Origin of the sequence: Metabacillus sp. 113a (assembly GCF_050107635.1) — a bacterium.
In the GTDB taxonomy this organism is placed as follows: domain Bacteria; phylum Bacillota; class Bacilli; order Bacillales; family Bacillaceae; genus Metabacillus_B.
The window spans coordinates 37,408-57,951 of the sequence record NZ_JBNILJ010000008.1 but is presented as its reverse complement, the minus strand read 5'-3'; the positions used below and the strand labels follow the sequence as shown (position 1 = coordinate 57,951).

Annotated in this window: 14 protein-coding genes; 8 read left to right on the top strand and 6 right to left on the bottom strand. The window is 46.8% G+C overall.

The window, feature by feature from the left end:
• The first annotated feature begins 60 nt into the window (after positions 1 to 60).
• The 7 genes from ACQCVE_RS12940 (at position 61) to ACQCVE_RS12910 (ending at position 8,341) form a co-directional block, all read left to right on the top strand.
• Complete coding sequence (locus tag ACQCVE_RS12940) at positions 61 to 684, top strand: LysE family transporter (protein WP_426844856.1); 624 nt, start codon at positions 61 to 63, stop codon at positions 682 to 684.
• Positions 685 to 724: 40 nt separating this feature from the next.
• Positions 725 to 2,062 carry an amino acid permease gene (locus tag ACQCVE_RS12935; protein ID WP_426863057.1) on the top strand — a complete coding sequence of 446 codons (1,338 nt, stop codon included), beginning with the start codon at positions 725 to 727 and terminating at the stop codon, positions 2,060 to 2,062.
• Between the two features lie 86 nt (positions 2,063 to 2,148).
• Complete coding sequence (locus ACQCVE_RS12930) at positions 2,149 to 3,105, top strand: serine hydrolase domain-containing protein (RefSeq protein ID WP_426863093.1); 957 nt, start codon at positions 2,149 to 2,151, stop codon at positions 3,103 to 3,105.
• Positions 3,106 to 3,186: 81 nt separating this feature from the next.
• Positions 3,187 to 3,609 carry a DUF1801 domain-containing protein gene (locus ACQCVE_RS12925; protein WP_426844858.1) on the top strand — a complete coding sequence of 141 codons (423 nt, stop codon included), beginning with the start codon at positions 3,187 to 3,189 and terminating at the stop codon, positions 3,607 to 3,609.
• Positions 3,610 to 3,891: 282 nt separating this feature from the next.
• Complete coding sequence (locus tag ACQCVE_RS12920; protein ID WP_426863056.1) at positions 3,892 to 5,619, top strand: ABC transporter ATP-binding protein; 1,728 nt, start codon at positions 3,892 to 3,894, stop codon at positions 5,617 to 5,619.
• A gap of 17 nt (positions 5,620 to 5,636) precedes the next feature.
• Positions 5,637 to 5,963, top strand: a complete 327-nt coding sequence (locus ACQCVE_RS12915; RefSeq protein ID WP_426844860.1) for a hypothetical protein — start codon at positions 5,637 to 5,639, stop codon at positions 5,961 to 5,963.
• A gap of 476 nt (positions 5,964 to 6,439) precedes the next feature.
• On the top strand, positions 6,440 to 8,341 hold the full coding sequence (locus ACQCVE_RS12910) for an endonuclease MutS2 (protein WP_426844861.1): 1,902 nt from the start codon (positions 6,440 to 6,442) through the stop codon (positions 8,339 to 8,341).
• A gap of 57 nt (positions 8,342 to 8,398) precedes the next feature.
• Here ACQCVE_RS12910 and ACQCVE_RS12905 read toward each other — a convergent pair whose 3' ends face one another.
• The 6 genes from ACQCVE_RS12905 to ACQCVE_RS12880 all read right to left on the bottom strand — a co-directional run bounded on the left by ACQCVE_RS12905 (position 8,399) and on the right by ACQCVE_RS12880 (position 18,287).
• Positions 8,399 to 9,193, bottom strand: a complete 795-nt coding sequence (locus tag ACQCVE_RS12905; protein WP_426863055.1) for an SDR family NAD(P)-dependent oxidoreductase — start codon at positions 9,191 to 9,193, stop codon at positions 8,399 to 8,401.
• Positions 9,194 to 9,323: 130 nt separating this feature from the next.
• On the bottom strand, positions 9,324 to 10,019 hold the full coding sequence (locus ACQCVE_RS12900) for a toxin regulator (RefSeq protein ID WP_426863054.1): 696 nt from the start codon (positions 10,017 to 10,019) through the stop codon (positions 9,324 to 9,326).
• A gap of 144 nt (positions 10,020 to 10,163) precedes the next feature.
• Positions 10,164 to 11,594: an Asp-tRNA(Asn)/Glu-tRNA(Gln) amidotransferase subunit GatB gene (gene gatB / locus ACQCVE_RS12895; protein ID WP_426844864.1), complete on the bottom strand. Its 1,431-nt coding sequence runs from the start codon at positions 11,592 to 11,594 to the stop codon at positions 10,164 to 10,166.
• A gap of 14 nt (positions 11,595 to 11,608) precedes the next feature.
• Positions 11,609 to 13,066 carry an Asp-tRNA(Asn)/Glu-tRNA(Gln) amidotransferase subunit GatA gene (gene gatA / locus ACQCVE_RS12890; protein WP_426844865.1) on the bottom strand — a complete coding sequence of 486 codons (1,458 nt, stop codon included), beginning with the start codon at positions 13,064 to 13,066 and terminating at the stop codon, positions 11,609 to 11,611.
• A 15-nt stretch (positions 13,067 to 13,081) separates the two neighbouring features.
• Entirely contained in the window at positions 13,082 to 13,372 is a 291-nt protein-coding gene (gene gatC / locus ACQCVE_RS12885) for an Asp-tRNA(Asn)/Glu-tRNA(Gln) amidotransferase subunit GatC (RefSeq protein WP_035407683.1), read from the bottom strand.
• 421 nt (positions 13,373 to 13,793) lie between these two features.
• Complete coding sequence (locus tag ACQCVE_RS12880; RefSeq protein WP_426863053.1) at positions 13,794 to 18,287, bottom strand: phosphodiester glycosidase family protein; 4,494 nt, start codon at positions 18,285 to 18,287, stop codon at positions 13,794 to 13,796.
• A 747-nt stretch (positions 18,288 to 19,034) separates the two neighbouring features.
• Between ACQCVE_RS12880 and putP the strand changes: the two genes are divergently transcribed.
• The gene (putP, locus tag ACQCVE_RS12875) at positions 19,035 to 20,516 is read left to right on the top strand and encodes a sodium/proline symporter PutP (RefSeq protein WP_426844867.1); all 1,482 of its coding nucleotides are present in this window, start codon (positions 19,035 to 19,037) and stop codon (positions 20,514 to 20,516) included.
• Positions 20,517 to 20,544 lie beyond the last annotated feature (28 nt).

The window sequence follows — 20,544 nt, the reverse complement described above, 5'->3', positions numbered from 1 at the left end:
TTCAGGGATATTTGGACAGCCTTTGAATACATATAGAGAAAACACAGAAGGAGAGGAAGCATGAATACGTTCATCAGCCATATCCTGCTCGGCATTTCTCTCGCAGCGCCAATCGGGCCGATCAATGCCGCTCAGATTGAGAGAGGCTTCAATAAAGGGTTCTGGCATTCCTGGCTGATCGGGCTCGGATCCATTACCGCGGATGTGCTTTATATGCTGGCTGTTTTTATGGGGCTCGTGCAGTTTATCGAAATCCCGGTCGTCAAAGCCTTCCTATGGCTGTTCGGTTTTTTTATTCTCGTCTACACCGGCATAGAAAGTCTCCTTCAGGCAAGGAAAAGCATGGAGCTGCGGAAGGCAAAGCCATGCTCTTTAAAAAAGTCCTATTTGACCGGTTTTTTCATGGCGCTGACCAATCCTCTAACGATCATGTTCTGGATTGGCATATATGGATCCGTTCTGGCAAAAACCGCTTCGGCCTATGAGAGTACAGAACTGCTCATATACAGTGGTTCCATTCTGCTGGGTTTGCTGTTATGGGACATTTCCATGGCTTTTTTTTCGAGCTTTGCACGTGGATTTTTGAATGACCGCACGCTACAGGCTATCACCTGCCTGTCCGGCTTATCTCTGATCGGATTCGGCCTTTATTTTGGCTATGAGGCCTTTATTCTTTTCACATAATATCGCCTCCCCCTGTCAAAAATACGAATAGACTGGGGGAATGAATATGGCAGAACAAAAGAAAGAAGAACAGCTTAAGTGGTGGCAGCTCTCCCTCATTGGGATCGGCTGCACAATCGGGACCGGATATTTTCTCGGCTCCGCCATCGGCATAAAAGCAACTGGTGCTTCAATTATCTTTTCGTTTCTTCTTGCGGCGCTCGGCACCTATATCGTTTATCATCTGCTTGCACAAATGACCGCACAGGATCCTCAAAAGGGATCGTTTTGCTATTACGCCGGGAAAGCGTTCGGCCGCTGGGCAGGCTTCAGCTGCGGCTGGAATTACTGGACGTCAAATATATTAATCATGGGCAGCCAGCTCACTGCCCTGTCCATCCTCTCCCGCTTCTGGTTCCCGAATGTCCCGATCTGGCTGTTCGCTTCCGGATATGCCATTCTCTCCATTCTTGTTGTGCTCGGAGGAACAAAGGGCTTTGACCGGGTGGAAAACATTATGGCCATTGCAAAAGTGGCAGCCATTATCATGTTCATCATTCTGGCGGCCGCCGCCATCGCCGGCTGGATTCCTGGCAATGCTCCTAATCCGTCGCTGCCGCTTTCGCAGGACCGGCTTTTTCCTGAGGGGTGGCAAGGCTTTGGATCGTCTCTCATCTATGCATTCTACGCTTTTGGAGGCATTGAAGTAATCGGGCTGATGGCTATGCAATTGAAGAAAAAAGAAGATGCCCCGAAAGCAGGCTCTGTGATGCTGATTTTGCTGACCGCTATTTATATAGCCTCTTTAGCACTCGCCGTCAGCATGGCATCTATAGGTGCCTTTAACGAAAAAGAGAGCCCGTTTGTGACGGCTCTCAGCGGCTACGATCTTTCCTTTTTCCCGCACGTTTTCAATGCAGCCATCATTATTGCGGGCTTTTCTACACTTACAGCCGCCCTGTTCGGCGTTACCACTCTGCTTGTAACGCTCGGAGAGGACGGGGATGCACCAAAGTTTTTTTCAAAAACAACGAAAGGCAAACGGAAATTGCCTGTCCCGTCTCTCGGGCTGGCCGTTGCCGGGATGCTCGCTTCCATCATTGCCTCCCTCCTCCTTCCGGGAAAAATTTATGAGTACATTACAACAGCGGCCGGGATTATGCTCCTTTACAACTGGTCATTCATTATCCTGTCGTCCTTAAAAATATTGAAGCTTTCCTTATGGGAAAAGCTGATCGCTGCAGCAGGCATCGTTTTGATAGCTGCCGCCGTCGCCGGAACCCTGCTTGAAAAAATCGGCCGCTCCGGATTTTTCATCAGTCTGCTTTTTGCCGTCATTATCGGTCTCATGTGTCTGGTGATGAGAAAGCATTGGAAAAAAGACCCCGCCTCCGGGTAAAAATTATTCGGCAGCTAATTAAAAGTGCCTTTCACCCTCTGCCCTGTCCTTTATAATGGAAAAAGGAGGGGGTTTTTGTGCATCCAATGGAGGTTCACAATCAACAATCAAAAACACAGCTGAACGCTACCGGACTCAGCTGTATGGTTTTACAGGAGAATAAAGTCGTTTATGAATCTTACAGCGGCATTCATGATTACGGACATCATTCCAGACCGGTGCAGCCGGATTCCCGGTTCAATATCGCCTCTATCCGAAAAGCTTATATAGGCTTTGCGCTCGCCTGGGCGTTATCGAAAGGGAAAATAAAACACATAGATCAGGAACTTGGCGGGTTTTTCCCTGATCTCCAAGCGGTGAAAGGCACCTCCATCCGGAACTTGGTTACCCATACCCACGGTCTCGCTGAAAAGGACAGCCGCATCGTTCGCACGTTTCTTCCCGGAGAAAGCTGGTCTTATAATAATACGGGAGTGGATTTATTAGTTAAGCTGATCCGTCTGACAACGGGGAAAACCATCGCCCAGATCCTTCATGATGAAGTGTTTTCGGTAACGGGGACCAAGGAAAGCGGATGGATAGCTGAAGAAGGGGACCGGGACGTATCCAACCCCATGAAAAATACGCAGCACAGCGTGACCGACGGCAGCCAAAGCAACCTGTATTGCAGTACACGGAACCTGGCCTGGTGGGGAAATCTGTTTTTAAACGAGGGAAATGCTCAAGGGAAGCAAATCCTGACCCCTGCTCTTTTTAAGCAGATGACAGCTGTCCAAAGTCCGGAAATACTTCCTGCAGGATTTGCGAGGCAAGGGTTTTTCTGGTGGGTGAAGGAGAAGGATTTCCCGGACCATGAACTTGGTTCCAATACTCCCGCCGGGTCCTATCAGCTGCTCGGCATCAGCGGCTGTATTTGTCTTGTCATGCCCAAATACAATGCGGTCGCGGTGCGGATGCTGAATCAGTCAGGGCAAAGCCCGGAGTTTGATTACCTCGCGGATGTAAGGGTATTTGGGGATTTGGCGGCTGGGATGGTTGAATGATTGGAAACAAAGAGGGAAGCACCATCTGGAAACCGGTATACTGAAGAAAATGATCTCTATGCGTAGAGGGGAGTTTATCGTATGTACGAACTTAAAACGAAAGAAACCAATAATAGCGTAATCGAGTTTATCGAAAATGTAGACAGTCCTAAAAAGCGTGAGGACGCCTTCAAATTACTGGACATCTTCACCGAAACGACCGGGTATGAAGGCAAGATGTGGGGCCCAAGCATCATCGGCTTCGGAGCCTATCATTACAAATATGCATCCGGGCATGAAGGCGATGCTCCCCTAGTCGGTTTCTCACCGAGAAAGGCAAAAATCAGCCTTTACTTTGCTACCGGGGATCCGAAAAGAGAAGAGCTGCTGAAAAGCTTTGGAAAGCATACATCTGGCAAAGCATGCGTCTACATCAACAAAATCGATGATATCCAAGTAGAGGTTTTAAAAAAGCTTATCTCTCAATCGGTTGATTTTTTAAAACAAACCTATCCCAATCCATAGAAAGGATTGGGCGTTAGCGATGCCATCATCGGAGTGATGTCCTTGATTATGAAAAAAAAGAAAGCAAAATACGTGCGGTTGTCAGGAGGAGATTCGTCTCCTCTTTTTTTATGGCTAAATTAACTGAAAATACTGTATGCTAATTTTAACAAAATCTGGAGGAGGAAACAGGATGAGAAAAGCAGTGACTGGAATGACCCAAGCACACAAGGGGGCCGGAATGCACTGACTCCCTTGCCTGTGCAGCCAGTGAAAATCTGCACACAAAAGGGGTAAAACCAATTGAATAACCGATTGAAGAAGTTTCTTTCTTATTACAAGCCTTATTGGCGTTTATTTACCACGGTAATGGTCTGTTCCGTTCTTGGATCCGCGATCTCCCTGGCCTATCCGCTTCTCACCCGATACATCACAAAGGATGTACTGGAAGGCATTGACGAAAATGCACTTCAGAACATCTGGCTTACAGGAGCAGTAATGCTTGTGCTGGCCGTCTTGCAAGCAGGCTTCAACTTTGTGATGGATTATCACGGGCACCGGATGGGAGCATTGATGGAGAGTGATTTGCGCTCTGAGCTGTTCAGTCATTATCAAAGCCTGTCCTTCCGGTTTTATGACCGGCAGAAAACCGGACAGCTGATGTCGAGTATAACGAACGACCTCTTCTGGTTATCGGAATTGTACCATCACGGACCGGAGGATATTCTGAAATACTCGGTAAAATTCATCGGATCCTTCGTCATTTTGCTGACAATCAACGCTTCATTGACGTTGGCTATTTTCGCCTTTTTGCCATTCATGGCTGTTTATGCGCTCTATTTTAACAAAAAAGTGAATCGGGCCTTAAAGCGGAACAAGCTCCGAATCAGTGACATAAACGCACAAGTCGAGGATAACCTTGCAGGAATCCGTGTCGTCCAATCGTACACTAATGAGAAACTTGAGCAGGAAAAATTCGAGTATGAGAATCTGCGCTTTCTGGAAAGCCGGAAAACCGGATACAGGTATGAAGCCTATTTCTTTAACGGTTTTGAACTGTTTATCCAGCTGATCAGCATCACAGTCATTGTGGCGGGAGGAACCGCTATTTTTCACTCCTCATTGGATCTCGCTGATTTAATCACGTTCCTGCTGTATGTCGGATTTCTGATTGAGCCGATTCAGAGGGTGACCCATGTGGCGGTTCTCTACCAGGAGGGCATGACAGGGTTTGAACGGTTTATGGAGATGATGGATAACAAGCCGGAGATTGAAGATTCCCCAGGGGCCGTTAAGCTTGAGCATGTAAGGGGAAGCATTGAATTCCGGAATGTCAGCTTCCGTTATGATAAAAACCAGCCAAACGTTATTGATGGACTTACGCTGCAAATTGCTGCAAGAGAATACACAGCACTCGTCGGCCCATCAGGGGCAGGCAAAACAACAATTTGTGCTCTCCTTCCCCGCTTTTATGACATTCAGTCAGGGTTAATTACAATTGACGGAATCAGCATTCAAGACATCACCCTTGCCTCTCTGCGCAAAAACATCGGCGTTGTCCAGCAGGATGTCTATCTTTTTGCCGGAACCGTGCTCGAAAACATTCGCTACGGGAACCGTGATGCGACAGATAAAGAAATTATCGAAGCCGCCAAAAACGCACATGCCCATGACTTCATCATGAAGCTGCAGAACGGATATGACACCGACATCGGCCAGCGCGGCGTAAGGCTTTCCGGCGGCCAGAAGCAACGGCTCAGCATCGCCCGCGTCTTCCTGAAAAACCCGCCAATCGTCATCTTCGACGAAGCGACAAGCGCCCTGGACAACGAAAGCGAAAAAGTAGTCAAAGACTCACTCGAACGGCTCGCTAAAAACCGCACTACCCTCGTCATCGCCCATAGGCTGTCGACCATCCGGAACGCAGAACGGATCATCGTGCTCAAGGAAAACGGAATCGCCGAACAAGGCACGCATGAGGAACTGCTGAAGCGGAATGGGGATTATGCGCGGCTGCAGGGAGTGCAGTAAAAAGGAGAAGAAATAATATGACAACATTGCCCGCCTGGGTATTCATCATCTATTATCTGTTCCTGCTCATCACACTTGGAACTGCCCTTTTCCGTCTGATACAGCGGAACGGCAAAGCATACTCCGCCTCAGCCTTCCTTGCAGCCATGACAATTCCGGCCATCGCTCTCCTCAACTCGATTGGACGGCTGGAAGGAATGAATGAAGGGCAGCATTTTATCAGCGCGCTTCAGACTGGTGCTCATTGGGCCGTTTATGTATTGGCCGGGTTTGTTTATTTGCTGGTTTGGTGGGTGCTGGTTTTTTCGAAGAGAAAAAACAGGCAGGTGGCCGTGCCTCAATAGGAGAAAGAGCGGACAGCTGGTGTCCGCTCTTTTTCCTGTTAATCTTATTCATTAAACAAACGGAGGAATCATTTAATGATTGAGATTAAATCAATAAAAGGTTTACTATTTACGAATCCTATAATAAAATATAGTCGTATTCAGATTGGATAGAATGAAGCAAACAAATAGAAGAGGTGCTTTTTGTGAGTGTGTATAGGTTCTAAATAGGAGAATTTAATGAATTGAATCTAGTGAAAAAACAGGGGATTCCTCCCTTTATTTTGCTGTGGGTTCATTTCAAACCTATGAAGATACCTGTACCTTTCATAAACAACGGACAGCACGGCAGGATCATGCCGTTTATTTGTCTGTACCTTGTGAAGGAAAAGCTGCGGGATCTCTGCAGCTTTTTTTGCGTTTAAAATTTGGCTTGTTCTTTCCATCTGACAAGGTATCTTCATTTGATTATAAAAATAATCATGAGGAGCTATAAAATGAATACAGAGACGTTTGATAAATTGCAATACAGCGAGTTAAAAGAAGTTATTAAATCCTATTGCACAAGTGGACTTGGCAAAAATTTGCTGGATAAGCTGGAGCCTGCCACAAGCATGAAAGTGGCTAAGACCCGGTTAAATGAAACATCCGAAGCCCGCTCGATTTTGGACGCGGACGGGCACGTTCCGTTCTCCGGTGTTACAAATATTGAAAGCCCTATCCAACAAGCAGAAAAGGGGATCATTTTAAACCCGGGTGAATTAATCAGCCTGTCTGACTTTTTAAGAGGATGCCGGAAATTAAAGAGGTTTATGCTGGAACGTGAATTTTTCGCGCCCGTGTTGTCTTCTTATGCACAATCCATGACTGAGTATAGGGAATCGGAAGAAGAAATCAACGGTGCGATCAAAAACGGAAGAGTTGATTCTTCTGCAAGCAGGAATTTAAGGAAAATCCGTGAGCAAATTGAGGAAAAAGAAGAGAAAATCAAAGCCCAGCTGACGAAATTTATGAACAGCAGTGAAAACAGGAAATACCTTCAGGATACCTTTATCAGCCGGAAAAACGACAGGTTCACCATTCCGGTAAAGGCTTCCTATAAAAATCAGGTGGCCGGTTCCATTGTAGAAGTTTCTTCTACAGGCTCCACCGTTTTTATGGAGCCGCACAGTGTGGCGAAGCTGAACGGCGAACTGGAACGGTTGAGGGCTGAAGAAGCAGTAGAGGAATATCAGATTCTGGCGACGCTCACCGGAATCATTATCGATCATCTTCCTGGCATCCGCATTAATATGGAGCTGATCAGCCAGTACGATATGGTGTTTGCAAAAGGGAAATACAGCCAGCAAATACGCGGGATTGAGCCGGAACTCAATGATACAGGCTTCATCAGGCTTGTACATTGCAAGCATCCGCTCCTGACCGGCCATGCCGTTCCGCTTGATTTTGAAATTGGGAACGGCTACCGCAGCCTGGTCATCACAGGACCTAATGCCGGCGGCAAAACCATCGTCCTGAAAACCATTGGACTGATCACCCTTGCCGTCGCTTCAGGATTTCATATTCCCGCACAAAGGGGTACAGCAATTTCAGTATTTGACAGGGTTTTTGCGGATATCGGCGATAATCAAAGCTTGGAAAATGCGCTGAGCACATTTTCCTCCCATATGAAAAATTTATCGGAAATCATGACCCAGTCCAATAATCATACCCTTCTCCTTTTCGATGAGATCGGCAGCGGAACCGAGCCGAATGAGGGGGCCGCCTTAGCCATCTCCATCTTGGAAGAGTTCTATCATATGGGCTGCATCACAGTGGCCACGACCCATTATGGTGAAATCAAACGCTTTTCCGAACTGCATCCGGACTTCATGAATGCTGCCATGCAGTTTAAACAGGAAACGCTCGAGCCCGCCTACCGGCTGATCATCGGGGAATCAGGAGACAGCAATGCCCTTTGGATCTCCAGGAAAATGAACATAAAAGATGCCGTTCTCAAACGAGCGAAAGCTTATATGGAAAATAAGGCATATCGACTTGATAAAGTGGATGACAACAAAATCAGGAAGCCAGCAAAAGCGGCCAGTCAGCTTCCTGAAGAGGTCATCGACTTTCAAAAGGGAGACAAAGTCACACTCCTTGAATACAACGACACCGGGATTGTTTACAAAGAGCGGAACAAATCCCGCAACGTGACTGTATTTTATAAGGGAGAAATGCATGAAATCCTTGATAAGCGCCTGAAGCTCAACTTCAAAGCGGCTGAACTGTATCCGGAAGGCTACGATTTGGATCAGCTGTTCACCGATTATCAGACGAGAAAGCTTGCCCATGATATTGAACGGGGATCAAAGAAAGCACTGAAGAAAATTCAAAAAGAGATGAAGAGGGATAAATAACAGGTTACAGAAGGGAATGGAAAAGAGCGGACATATTCAGTCCGCTCTTTTTGCTTTTTAAAACACACTCCTCACCAATCCTCCATCCGCTCTGAGTGCAGCTCCGTTAATCGCAGATGATAATGGACTCGCAAGAAATACCGTAAAATGGCCAATTTCCTCCGGCCGGATCAGCCTCTGAATAATTGAAGTCGGCCTGTTCTCCTTCATAAACTTTTCCTCTGCCTCCTGAACGGAGAGCCCTTCATCCGAATACAGGGATTCCAGCATGTTCTCGACCCCTGTTGTGAGGGTAGAGCCCGGCATGATGGTGTTAACCGTAGCATTCGTTCCCGCTGTTAATTCTGCGAGGCTCCTCGAAATGGAGAGCTGCATCGTTTTCGTCGCGCTGTAATGAGCCATTTCCTGTGACGGCATTACGGCTGCTTCACTGGCAATAAAAATGACACGCCCTTCTTTTTTAGCGATCATTTTCTCAAGGTATGTTCTGGTCAGCCGGACACCGCTCATAATGTTCACTTCAAAAAACTTCATCCATTCATCATCCGTAATATCAAAATACTCCTTCGGCTCAAATATCCCCAGATTATTAACGAGAATATCCACCTCCGGAAATTCCTCCATCAGCTTGCGGCACCCTTCCTCAGTCCCCAAATCCGCCACTCCCTTAAGAAAATCCCCTTCCGGAAGCTGCTTCTTCATCTGTTCAATCGTTTCCTCCACCCGGCTGCTGCTCCGCCCGCTGATGATGACGGAGGCACCCTCCTTTGCAAGAGCAAACGCGATTGCCCTTCCGATCCCGGATGTAGAGCCGGTAACTAACGCACGTTTTCCTGACAGCTGTGTGTCCAAATTGTATCCCTCCAGTTGTTTTTATTATTACTGTTATTCTTTCCCCCTAGGAGTAATTATTATTGGATCAGAGACCAATATAAACAAAAAAACCCCTCTAATATGTAAGAGAGGTCTAAGAAAAATAAATTTATTGTTCGATTTTTTCAACCGTCATACCCGGGATAGAGATATTTCCTCCCATTGTTGACTCGTAAGATAAAAGACCAGTAGATAGTCCCATAATGGTAATCGTGTCATCTTCAAGGACACGTGAAGTAACGATGGAAGAGTCAAATAGACCGAAGAGGATTGTATCGTAGTTATCATTAACAGCGAAACGAATTTGTGTATCTCCATCTCCTTCTATAACTTGTATTACTTTCCCTTTGAATTTAACTTTTTCACCCAGATAATCATCTGGTGTCCTCGCCAACTGATCATAGGTAATCCCTGTCTCATAGCCCTTCTTTTCTTCTGCTTCTAATCTTTTTTCTTCAGCTTCAGCAGCAGCTTTTTCTTCGGCTTCTCTTTTCGCTTTTTCTTCAGCTTCTTTTTCTTCTAAAACTGCAGCCTTAGCTTCAGCTTCTTTAATCTGATTATCCTGCTCTACTTTTGAAAGTTTAAAGAAAGGTGCTGCTTCATCTACTTTTGCTTGCAGTTGTTTGTTCTGTTCTTTTAACTCTGTAATTTGTTTATCTTTTGAAATTGACTGTTTTCCAAGATCTGTATTCTCAGCTTGAACCTCATTAAATTCTGTATCCGACGGCCCAACAGAACTTCCAATTACAAGCGCCACTACTGCTACCAAAATATAACGCCAGCGTTTTTTAATAAATTCTTTCACTGAATATTTCTCTCCTCAAATTAAAATAGGGACAGGAATTACTCCGGCCCTTAGAAATTATAACAATATAGGTTCTTTTTTACCACAACAAATTTCCTATAAGCAAAAAAACTTCCGGAGCAAAACACCCCGGAAGCTAATTTTTTATCGTTTATTGATTTCTTCCATGAGAAGCTTGTTGACCATCGGCGGGTTCGCCTGGCCTTTGGATGCTTTCATGATTTGGCCGACGAGGAAGCCGATAGCACGGTCCTTCCCGTTTTTGAAGTCTTCGATTGATTGCGGATTGGCATCGAGAGCGTCATTTACGAATTTACGGAGTGCGCCTTCGTCAGAGATTTGGACAAGTCCTTTGTCTTTAACGATTTTCTCAGCGTCGCCGCCGTTTTCGATAAGCTCTTTGAATACTTTTTTCGCGATTTTGGAAGAAATCGTACCTGCTTCGATCAGCTTGATCATGCCTGCCAGTCCTTCAGGAGTAAGAGCTGTATCTTCGAGCTCTTTGTTCTCTGCGTTCAGGTAAGCTGATACTTCTCCCATCAGCCAGTTGGATGCCTGTTTTGCATCAGCGCCTGTTTTGACGGTTGCTTCAAAGAAGTCGGACATTTCTTTCGTGAGTGTGAGGACCATTGCATCGTATGCAGGAAGTCCAAGGTCCGATACGTAGCGCGCTTTGCGCTCATCTGGAAGCTCAGGAATTTCAGCACGGATACGTTCTTTCCACTCTTCATCAATGTAAAGAGACACAAGATCCGGTTCCGGGAAGTAGCGGTAGTCATCGGATCCTTCTTTTACACGCATCAGGAGGGTTTTGCCAGTGGATTCATCAAAGCGGCGAGTTTCCTGCTCAATGATTCCGCCGGATAATAGCACCTCTGCCTGGCGTTTTTCCTCGTGCTCCAATCCTTTGCGGACGAAGTTGAAGGAGTTCAGGTTTTTCAGCTCGGCTTTCGTACCGAACTTCTCCTGACCGACTGGACGAAGGGAAATGTTCGCGTCACAGCGAAGAGAACCCTCTTCCATTTTACAGTCAGAAACACCTGTATATTGGATAATGGATTTTAATTTTTCAAGATACGCATACGCTTCTTCCGGCGTACGGATATCCGGCTCGGAAACGATCTCCACAAGCGGTGTACCCTGACGGTTGAAGTCAACCAGGGAGAAGCCGTCGCCCGTATGGTTCAGCTTACCCGCGTCCTCTTCAAGGTGAAGACGGGTAATTCCGATTTTCTTCTTTTGGCCGCCTACTTCAATTTCAATCCAGCCGTTTTCGCCGATTGGCTTATCAAATTGAGAGATTTGGTACGCTTTTGGATTATCCGGATAAAAATAGTTTTTACGGTCAAACTTCGTATCCGTTGCGATTTCACAGTTCAGCGCCATCGCAGCCTTCATCGCGAAGTTTACAGCTTCCTTATTCAGTACCGGAAGGACACCGGGGTATCCAAGGTCGATAACGGAAGTGTTCGTATTCGGATCCGCTCCGAAATGGTTCGGAGAAGCGGAAAAGATTTTTGAATTCGTTTTAAGCTCAACGTGGACTTCAAGTCCAATCACCGTTTCAAAGTTCATTCGTTTCTCACCCCTTACAGTTCAGGTTTTGCTTTATGATGGTCCGTCGCCTGCTCAAATACATGGGCAACACGGTAGATGGTGCTTTCGTCAAAGTGCTTGCCGATGATTTGAAGTCCGAGCGGAAGACCGTTTGAGAATCCGCAAGGGACGGAAATTCCAGGGACACCTGCAAGGTTAACCGGAATCGTTAAAATATCATTCGCATACATCGTAAGCGGATCGTCTGTTTTTTCACCGATTTTGAAAGCAGGAGTCGGAGTCGTCGGTCCAACAATGACATCGTACTTTTCAAAAACATCTTCGAAATCTTTTTTAATGAGCGTACGCACTTTTTGCGCCTTTTTATAGTACGCGTCATAGTAACCGGAGCTAAGAGCGAACGTTCCAAGCATGATCCGGCGCTTAACCTCGTTCCCGAAGCCTTCCGCACGGGTCTGCTTGTAAAGATCGATCAGGTTTTCCGCATTGTCTGTACGGTACCCGTAGCGGATTCCGTCAAAGCGGGAAAGGTTGGATGAAGCCTCTGAAGACGCTAAAAGGTAATAAGTCGCTAGCGCATATTTGGAATGCGGCAGCGATACTTCTTCCCACGTCGCTCCTTGCGCTTCCAAAACTTTAAGCGCTTCTAACACGGAGTTTTTCGCTTCTTCACTGACACCTTCGCCAAGGTATTCCTTTGGAACCGCGATTTTCAGGCCTTTAACATCGCCTGTTAAGGAAGAAACATAGTCTGGAACATCCACATTTGCAGAGGTCGTATCCATTTGGTCTCCGCCAGCGATTGCTTGAAGAAGATACGCATTGTCTTCAACGGTACGGGTAATCGGGCCGATTTGGTCCAAAGATGAAGCAAATGCCACAAGCCCATAACGGGAAACACGGCCATACGTAGGCTTTAATCCAACAACGCCGCAATATGCTGCCGGCTGACGGATCGAACCGCCTGTGTCAGATCCAAGGGAAAACGGAACCTCGCCTGCTGCAACAGATGCAGCGGAACCACCGCTTGATCCGCCTGGTACGGTTTCAAGATTCCACGGATTTCTTGTCGGCTTGAATCCAGAGTTCTCTGTGGAAGAACCCATCGCGAACTCATCCATGTTTAATTTTCCGATTGTAACGGATTCTGCCTGCTGAAGCTTTTGCACAACCGTTGCATTATAAATCGGCATGAAATTCTCTAAGATTTTACTGGAACACGTTGTACGAAGGTCCTTCGTCACGATGTTGTCCTTTACGCCGATCGGCATTCCAAAAAGGAGACCGAACTCATCGCGTGTACCGACTGCCTCATCCAATTGCTTTGCATAAGAACGCGCGCGCTCTTCATCAAGCGTCATGAACGCCTGTACTTTATCTTCTACTTCGTTAATCCGTTTATAGGACTCATCAACAAGGTCCGTAACGGTGATGTCTTTTTTATGTAAACGCTGCTTTAACTCGGAAATCTTATGGTCAAATAATGACACCTAGGTTTCCCTCCCTTATTCAAGAATGGTCGGAACGCGGATGTATCCGTCTTTCTGGTCCGGAGCGTTTTTCACAACGTCCTCAACCGGAAGACCTTTAGCCGGCTTGTCCTCTCTCATTACGTTTTTCATATCCAATACATGAGTCGTCGGCTCAACGTTATCCGTATCGAGCTCATTCAGCTGCTCTGCAAATGAAATAATGGCATCAAGCTGCTTCGAAAACATCTGAGCTTCCTCTTCTGTAATCGCAAGACGGGCAAGGTGCGCAACGTGCTTAACCTGATCAGTCGAAATGCGTGACATCAACTGTTCACCTCCAATAAAATCGTGCATACACAATACTCTGATGATAACAAAATTTAGTGCTATAAAGCAAGGCATTGCAGGGTCGGAACGAGGATATTGCGGGTGCCTGACGGCAGGACACGTGCCTGACCCGCTGTTCGCTAAAGGATAAAAGCTCCGGCACCGCCTCCGCAAACCCTTGATGCCTTTAGTTTCAGCATCCATCGTCTCTGTCCCCCGCTGCTTTAAAGGATGTGGGCCTGGCACGGTGCCGGACCCCACATCCTTTAAAGCAGAACGGGTCAGAGGCCAGTGCTTTTTTACCATTGCGGTACAAGGGATTGGAGAGATGGTGCCGGAGCTTTAGCGCTTTATCAGAGCGAGGGCCAGACCCCAAAAATAAAAAAACCAGGGGCAGAAGCTGCACCCCCGGTTTCCGTTATTTTTTGATTAAATGCTCGTCAATCACCCTGCCGTCACGGGCTTTCGCTACGATTTTGATGCCTTCTTCGCTTACCGTAACGCTTGAATAGATTTGTGTTTTTTCTTCAAAGTATACATCCATGTAATCCTGAGGGACGGCATCATAGAATTTGCCGCCTGTGGAACCGGCAATCAGGTAGGTGGTACCTTCTTGAGCCTGTTTGCCTTCCTTCAGTTTATGCGTCCGGACGTAGGCATGGTCATGGCCTGAGATGGCGAGATCGATGCCGGCCTCGTCAAACGCTTTCGGAAATACACTTTTGACTGCCTCTGCTCCGCCTTGCGGGTTGGAGTAGTATGGAGAGCGGTGGTAGGTGACAATTTTCCATTTCTTTTTCGATTTCGCCATGTCTTTGATGAGCCATTCAGCTTGTTTTTGCAGGCCGGCGGTGTCTGTTTCCGTGTTTAGAACAGCGAAGTGTGCGTCGCCGTAATCATAGGAATAGACGGTTCCTTCAAAGCCATCCGGCCCGTTGCCCGGCATGTTAAAGAGACTTTTGAAGGTTTGGACTCCGCTTCCGATGTTTTCGTGATTTCCAACAGTTGGCATGATCGCAGTGGATGGCGCAAGCATTGGATCCTTCATTGATTCGAAGAACGCGTTCCAGTGGGAGTAGAGATTGCCATCGTCAATCATGTCCCCGACATGCATCATGAAGGCGGCATCAGGATGTTCGGTTTTTGCTTTTTTGAACAGCTCAGTGTAGATGCCGAAGCCGGATTCGGTCTGGTTCGGCGGTGCTTGTGTATCCCCCATAAGCAGGAAGGTGAACGGACTTTTCACCATGTCTTTCGCAAAAATTTCTGCCGGTTCGCTCCAGCCTTCAGGCGTTCCGTCTCCGACTCTGTACATGTAAGTCTGTCCGGGTACGAGGCCCATAATTTCGGCTGTATGCACCTGCAGCTCACCTGCATCCATTGAAAGAGGCGCGCTTTTTGCATTTTTTCCAAGAAATCTTCTGCCGCTGAATCCGTCTTTCTCGTAATCTTCTTTTTTCGCGATTTGAACAACGGAGTCTTTAATCAGCGGTGAAGTTGTCCAAGTAACATTACGGCTGCCTGTTTTTCCATTAAAGGTGACATTCAGTCTTTCTGGTTTGCTGGTCCCAAGGTGGTTCAGAACGCTAATATCTTTTGTAAAACTGTAGCGGTCTTCCTTCGATGCCTGAATCACTGCTTTGCCGGGAATTAAGGTTAGCAGGCTCGTTTTCAGCGTTCCGTCCTCATTTGTTTCACCGAGTGTCCAGTCGCTGATCTCTGTATCTGACGCTTCGATCCAGCCTTCGATATCACCGGTTTTCACTTGAATCCATCCATTTTCTTCTTTCAAAACCAGAAGCTGGACCTTCTTGGAAACAGGAGCTGTCAGTTCAGATTCCACTCTCGGATCCTTCCTGATCTGCGCCATCTTCGTTTTAACTTTCGCAAGCTTGTAATCAGGAGACAGGACGCTTACTTCAGCGCCTTCGACTGCATTTCCGTTTTCATCTTTTACTGTCAGCTTAGAAGGAAAACCAACCGATGCACGGTCTGCTTCCACTGTAAAGTGCGCTTTTACGTCTTTTTCAATATTCGGGAGAAACAGCATGGTTTCTTCGCTGGTACCCGCTTTTTTCAAGCTGCCGGATAAAAATTCAACGGATGCTTTCCCTTTCGCAGTAACAGGAATGGATAACGGCAGGCTGCCAATCACCAGATCCCCATCCAGTTTGTTAAGACCTTTTAACTCAAGTTCAATCGTTCCGTCCTCAGAGATTTTATTTTTCAAGACCATATCGGATGTAATCGATTCAGACAGCTTCACTTTATTTTCGTCAGCCTGTAAGGATGTTTTCATTTTTACCTTCAGCGTATCCAGCTGCTCGGCTTTTTTTACTTCCAGTTTGACAGGAAACGCTGAACCGATATAAGCAGATTTCGGAGGGTCTGCTTTGAATCCTGCCTGACCGGCTTCTGTTTCAAATGTCCAGGATTTGTCCGCCTCGTTTCCAAAATTGTCCTGAACATTCAGCTCTGCTTTATGAAATCCATCAAGCATCGGAGCTTCAGGTTGATAAGAGATGGTTCCGGTCTTGGAATCGTATGCCGGCTGAACAGCCTTTCCATCTACCTTCATCGCGATGCGCTCAGGGTTGATCCCTGTGTCTTCATCCTTTGCAATGGCGGAAATCACAGGCTGGGCATCCTCCGTTTTCGTTCCGTCTGCAGGCTGAGCTGTGTCAATGACTGGGTTTACGAGATCATCATTTGTGTCGCCATATACAGCCCGGATGTTGTCCACATAAATGGTTCCTGCATCTTTGTTGGCGTCACTCGTTTCCATCAGTCTCACCGGCAGGTCCATTTTCAAAGGAAGCGCCTTGCCGGCCGGGATTTTCGCTTCAACGTACTTCCAACCGGTCCAGTTCATTTTTGAAGCAAAATCTAGCGCAAACGGGCTGTTGTTCGCATCCCTCATTTGAGCTCTGAGCCAGTGGTTGTTTCCGTCTCCATACACCCACATCCCTATAGACTCGGGATAGTCCTCAACTTGAATTGGCTGCTTTGGATGTGCGTATGCACCAGACGTTCCCGTTGTCCCGGTAAAGTCATAGTTCAGCTGCAGGGCATGGCTGCCGAACCGGGCGGGCTCAGGATAGGTTGTCTGTTTTATGGAAATGGAGTTGTATCGGGCACCGCTAAAGGTCCAATTAGAGAAATTCTTTTCAAAATCCTCCAGAATAATCGGCAATTTCCCTACCTGGATTGTCATCGAATCTGAAATCCCTCCGTGTGATACGGTGATTTTTCCCGATGCTGTTTTGCTGGAAGCTTTGAACTGTCCATTTTGATCAATGCTCCCAACTCCGCCTTCAATTTTCCATTCAAAAAGAGAAGGGTCGGCATCGACGTTTTTCCCGTCCAATAAGGCTTTCGGAGCAAGATTGATTTCATCCCCTTTTTTCAGCGTAAGGGCATCCTGGGGAAGCTTGATTTCGGTCAGCTTGTCTGTAACGGTGATGGCAGCTGTTCCGCTCGCTCCATCCTTCCCTGCCCGTACCGTTCCTTTCCCGGGTGTATTTCCTGCTGTAAACAACCCTTCTTCATCTACTGTCCCAAGTGAGGAATCCGAGACAGACCAATCCGGTTCTCCATTAAGCGGCTTAGGAAAGTATCCGGCGTCCATTCCTTTAGCATCCAGGTCCTCACGGCTTCCTTTCAGCATCAGCAGGCGGTCAGGCTGCATGGCGAGCTGGCTGAGTGCTCCCGGCTCAGCGGAAGTCGTAATTAAAAAAGAGTTAGCAACAGAGCGTTCAAAACCATCGGACGGCCGGTTTACAATACTCAGACCTTCCTCCCCCGGCTGCCGTGCCGCAAAAGTAGAGGAACCTCCCCCATCCAGGTTCAGTGCTTCCACCGCGCCAAGCTCAGCCATCATGTCACGTAATTCGAAGACGGTGATCCCTTCTGAATATCCAGGTGCCCGTCCATCAATGACCACAAAGAAAATCTCACCTTCTGCGTTCATGCCGACTGCGGTTCTTGGAGCCACTGCAGTCGTAAAATTGTCTGAAGGCAAATTGACCTTCTGACCTTTTTGAATGAGCTTATAATTTCCGCTTAGCCCTTCCTCCGCGTCCAGCCATTGCGGGGAAATCTGGGTTTCAATCTCCACTTCCTGTCCAGGCTTCAGTGACTTGACAATCTCACGGCCAGTTCCATGACCGGATAAAATAAGATTTCCGTTCTCGATCGCCTGATTTCCTTTGCCATCAATCAGCTCTTCAACTACCGCTTTCATTTTTCCCGGCTTATGTACATCTCCGGATACAACACTTAGCACTGCCTCTGTTCCGGATGTGTTTGTCCCTGTTGATTTAAGCGGAGCAGCGTATAAGGCAAGATGATTCGTTCCCCTGGCCCCATTCAGCTGGGCAATGTGATGGGTGGCACCATCGTCATGAAGCTTAAACTGGACACCTGGAATACCAAAGATCGGAGTCCCGTCTTTTTTCACGCCAAACGATTCCTTGTACCCTGACTTTAGAATTCTGCCATCATGAATAACCGTTCCATTTGGAATCCCTGTTGAGGTATTATAAAAATCACCGTTAAATGCTCCAATAACGACTTGGCCAGGCTTTGAAACGGCTGCTGCCTGCTGGCGGACCGGCTGCATGCCAAGGTCTTTGCCATTTGGCAGACCTACGTCAATGCCAAGCTCATCCTCATCCAGATCAACGTTCATGACGAAGGCTTCCTGTCGTCCGCGATTGCTTGCAAGTGTTACTGTCTCCTGCTCAACTCCCGGAGCAATATCTTTCTCCCATTGATCAATGACCGTCCCAAGTGAATAAGGCGCCTCCTCCGCTGAGACAGTGCCTGCCGGCAAAACCAGGCCTGCAGCTGCCGTCTGCATAACCAAAACAAAGGCAAATACAGCAGATAGAAACGTTTTTGGTTTTCTCATTGCTTCCCCTCTTTTCAAATAAATTCAGCTGAATAGCTGCCGTTCTGCTCCAAACGTATCACCTGAATTTAAGGCTTCCAGCAGACTTTCTTAAATTTTTTGTAAACTAATGAAAAATAAGGATATTAGACCAGAAAATTGTCATTGTGTTTGTCGAAAAACCAGGCCGTTTCCATCTTGAAACCAACGGAATACTTCGTTTTAATTTTTCAGAATTATTTTACTTTTATTTTTAAAAGAAATCGCTTACACTGACGTAAGGCTTATGGTCCTGCGGATTTTTCCAAATTCCGACACGTTTCAACTGCTTGAATAATGGGGATAATTTTGATAGGTTAAGAAACCGTAGGCTGCGAACGGTGCTCGACGCCATTTCACACTATTTAAGATTCAGCGATTTCTCCTTTCTTGATCAATTCCTTCCCGGAAAAAAGACCCGGATTTATCTAACAGCATGTTCGTTATGACCCATCTGGACTTCCAGATGATAAATCTGCGCTAATTTTCCTGAAGGTATGCCGGGTCAGCCGGCGGAAAGGACTGAATTCTTAATAGGGGTGAGCAGGTTCACTTTCCTTGCTCAATTGAAATGACGCCAAAAGATGGATGCCCGCTTTCCTATAAGCGGAAACAGCGTATGTCTGGATTCAGCGTGCGGAGGGATGGTTCATCCCGTGTGGAAGGTTCTGAGCGGTTTGCTCGTTGGCAAAGGTAGTCGCAAAAAAATGACAAGATAGGAGAGATATTGTGGAATTTGAAGTTTATATATCCTTAGCTCTCTACTTCATCATGATGCTTGGGATCGGTTATTATGCGTTTAAGCAATCAACCGGCGATGTAGAAGGCTATATGCTTGGAGGCCGCGGGCTTGGCCCGGCTGTAACAGCATTATCCGCCGGAGCTTCAGATATGAGCGGATGGATGCTGATGGGTCTGCCGGGGGAAATGTATTCGACAGGACTCGCCGCCATGTGGATCGCAATCGGCCTGACATTGGGAGCATATGCAAACTATTTAATCCTTGCACCAAGACTTAGAACTTATACAATTGTAGCGAATAATTCGATTACAATTCCGGATTATTTTGAAAATCGTTTTCACGATAAATCCAAAATGCTCCGCCTTTTTTCTGGAATTGTCATCGTGATATTCTTTACCCTTTACTGTTCAGCGGGTATGGTATCAGGAGGAACGCTTTTTGAATCCTCCTTCGGTCTGAATTATACGACCGGCCTTTTTATTACAGCGGGTGTAGTCATTGCCTATACGCTGTTTGGAGGATTCCTTGCAGTCAGCCTCACAGATTTCGTACAGGGTGTCATTATGTTCCTTGCTCTCATCTTAGTTCCCGTCGTGGCACTGATTGATTTAGGCGGTTTTGGAACCACAGTGGATCAGGTAAGAGCAATCGATCCGAAATTGTTTGATGTATTCCGCGGTACAACGGTTCTTGGAATCATCGGATTTCTTGCATGGGGTCTTGGTTACTTCGGCCAGCCGCATATCATTGTACGTTTTATGGCCATTAATTCCATTAAGGAATTAAAACCGGCACGCCGGATCGGGATGGGCTGGATGATCGTTTCCATCGTTGGAGCGCTGATGACTGGTCTTGTTGGGATTGCCTATGTAAATGCTAATGAGATTAACCTGAACAATCCGGAAACCATTTTCATTAAATTTGCCGATGTACTTTTCCATCCGCTAATTACCGGTTTCCTTCTATCCGCTATCCTTGCAGCAATTATGAGTACAATTTCTTCTCAGCTGCTCGTTACGTCCAGTGCGCTGACAGAAGACTTTTATAAAACATTCTTTAAAAGAAATGCGTCGGATAAAGAATTGGTCCTAATCGGCCGTCTGGCTGTCCTCGTGGTAGCCATCATCTCCATTCTGCTCTCGCTTAAACCAAGCGGAACCATTCTTGACCTGGTCGGGAACGCATGGGCCGGTTTCGGTTCTGCATTTGGGCCAGCGATCTTGCTCAGCTTGTATTGGAGACGCATGACGAAATGGGGAGCTCTTGCCGGAATGATCACCGGTGCAGGAGTGGTTCTTATCTGGCTGACTATCCCAGGTCTGACAGACGTCCTGTATGAGATGATTCCAGGCTTCTTCATGAGTTTGATTGCCGTTATCGTGGTCAGCCTCATGACTGCCAAACCGTCTGAAAAAGTAATAGACAGCTTTACCGAAATGGAAACAGTACTGGCCAGAGAAACTAAATAAACGTATGTTTAAAAGCCATTCACCTGCA

What these genes read in the sequence shown, in the direction of transcription:
- ACQCVE_RS12940 (WP_426844856.1), top strand. Translation starts at nt 61, where the DNA reads ATGAATACGTTCATCAGCCATATCCTGCTCGGCATTTCTCTCGCAGCG.
- ACQCVE_RS12935 (WP_426863057.1), top strand. Translation starts at nt 725, where the DNA reads ATGAATATGGCAGAACAAAAGAAAGAAGAACAGCTTAAGTGGTGGCAG.
- ACQCVE_RS12930 (WP_426863093.1), top strand. Translation starts at nt 2,149, where the DNA reads ATGGAGGTTCACAATCAACAATCAAAAACACAGCTGAACGCTACCGGA.
- ACQCVE_RS12925 (WP_426844858.1), top strand. Translation starts at nt 3,187, where the DNA reads ATGTACGAACTTAAAACGAAAGAAACCAATAATAGCGTAATCGAGTTT.
- ACQCVE_RS12915 (WP_426844860.1), top strand. Translation starts at nt 5,637, where the DNA reads ATGACAACATTGCCCGCCTGGGTATTCATCATCTATTATCTGTTCCTG.
- ACQCVE_RS12910 (WP_426844861.1), top strand. Translation starts at nt 6,440, where the DNA reads ATGAATACAGAGACGTTTGATAAATTGCAATACAGCGAGTTAAAAGAA.
- gatB (WP_426844864.1), bottom strand. Translation starts at nt 11,594, where the DNA reads ATGAACTTTGAAACGGTGATTGGACTTGAAGTCCACGTTGAGCTTAAA.
- gatC (WP_035407683.1), bottom strand. Translation starts at nt 13,372, where the DNA reads ATGTCACGCATTTCGACTGATCAGGTTAAGCACGTTGCGCACCTTGCC.
- ACQCVE_RS12880 (WP_426863053.1), bottom strand. Translation starts at nt 18,287, where the DNA reads ATGAGAAAACCAAAAACGTTTCTATCTGCTGTATTTGCCTTTGTTTTG.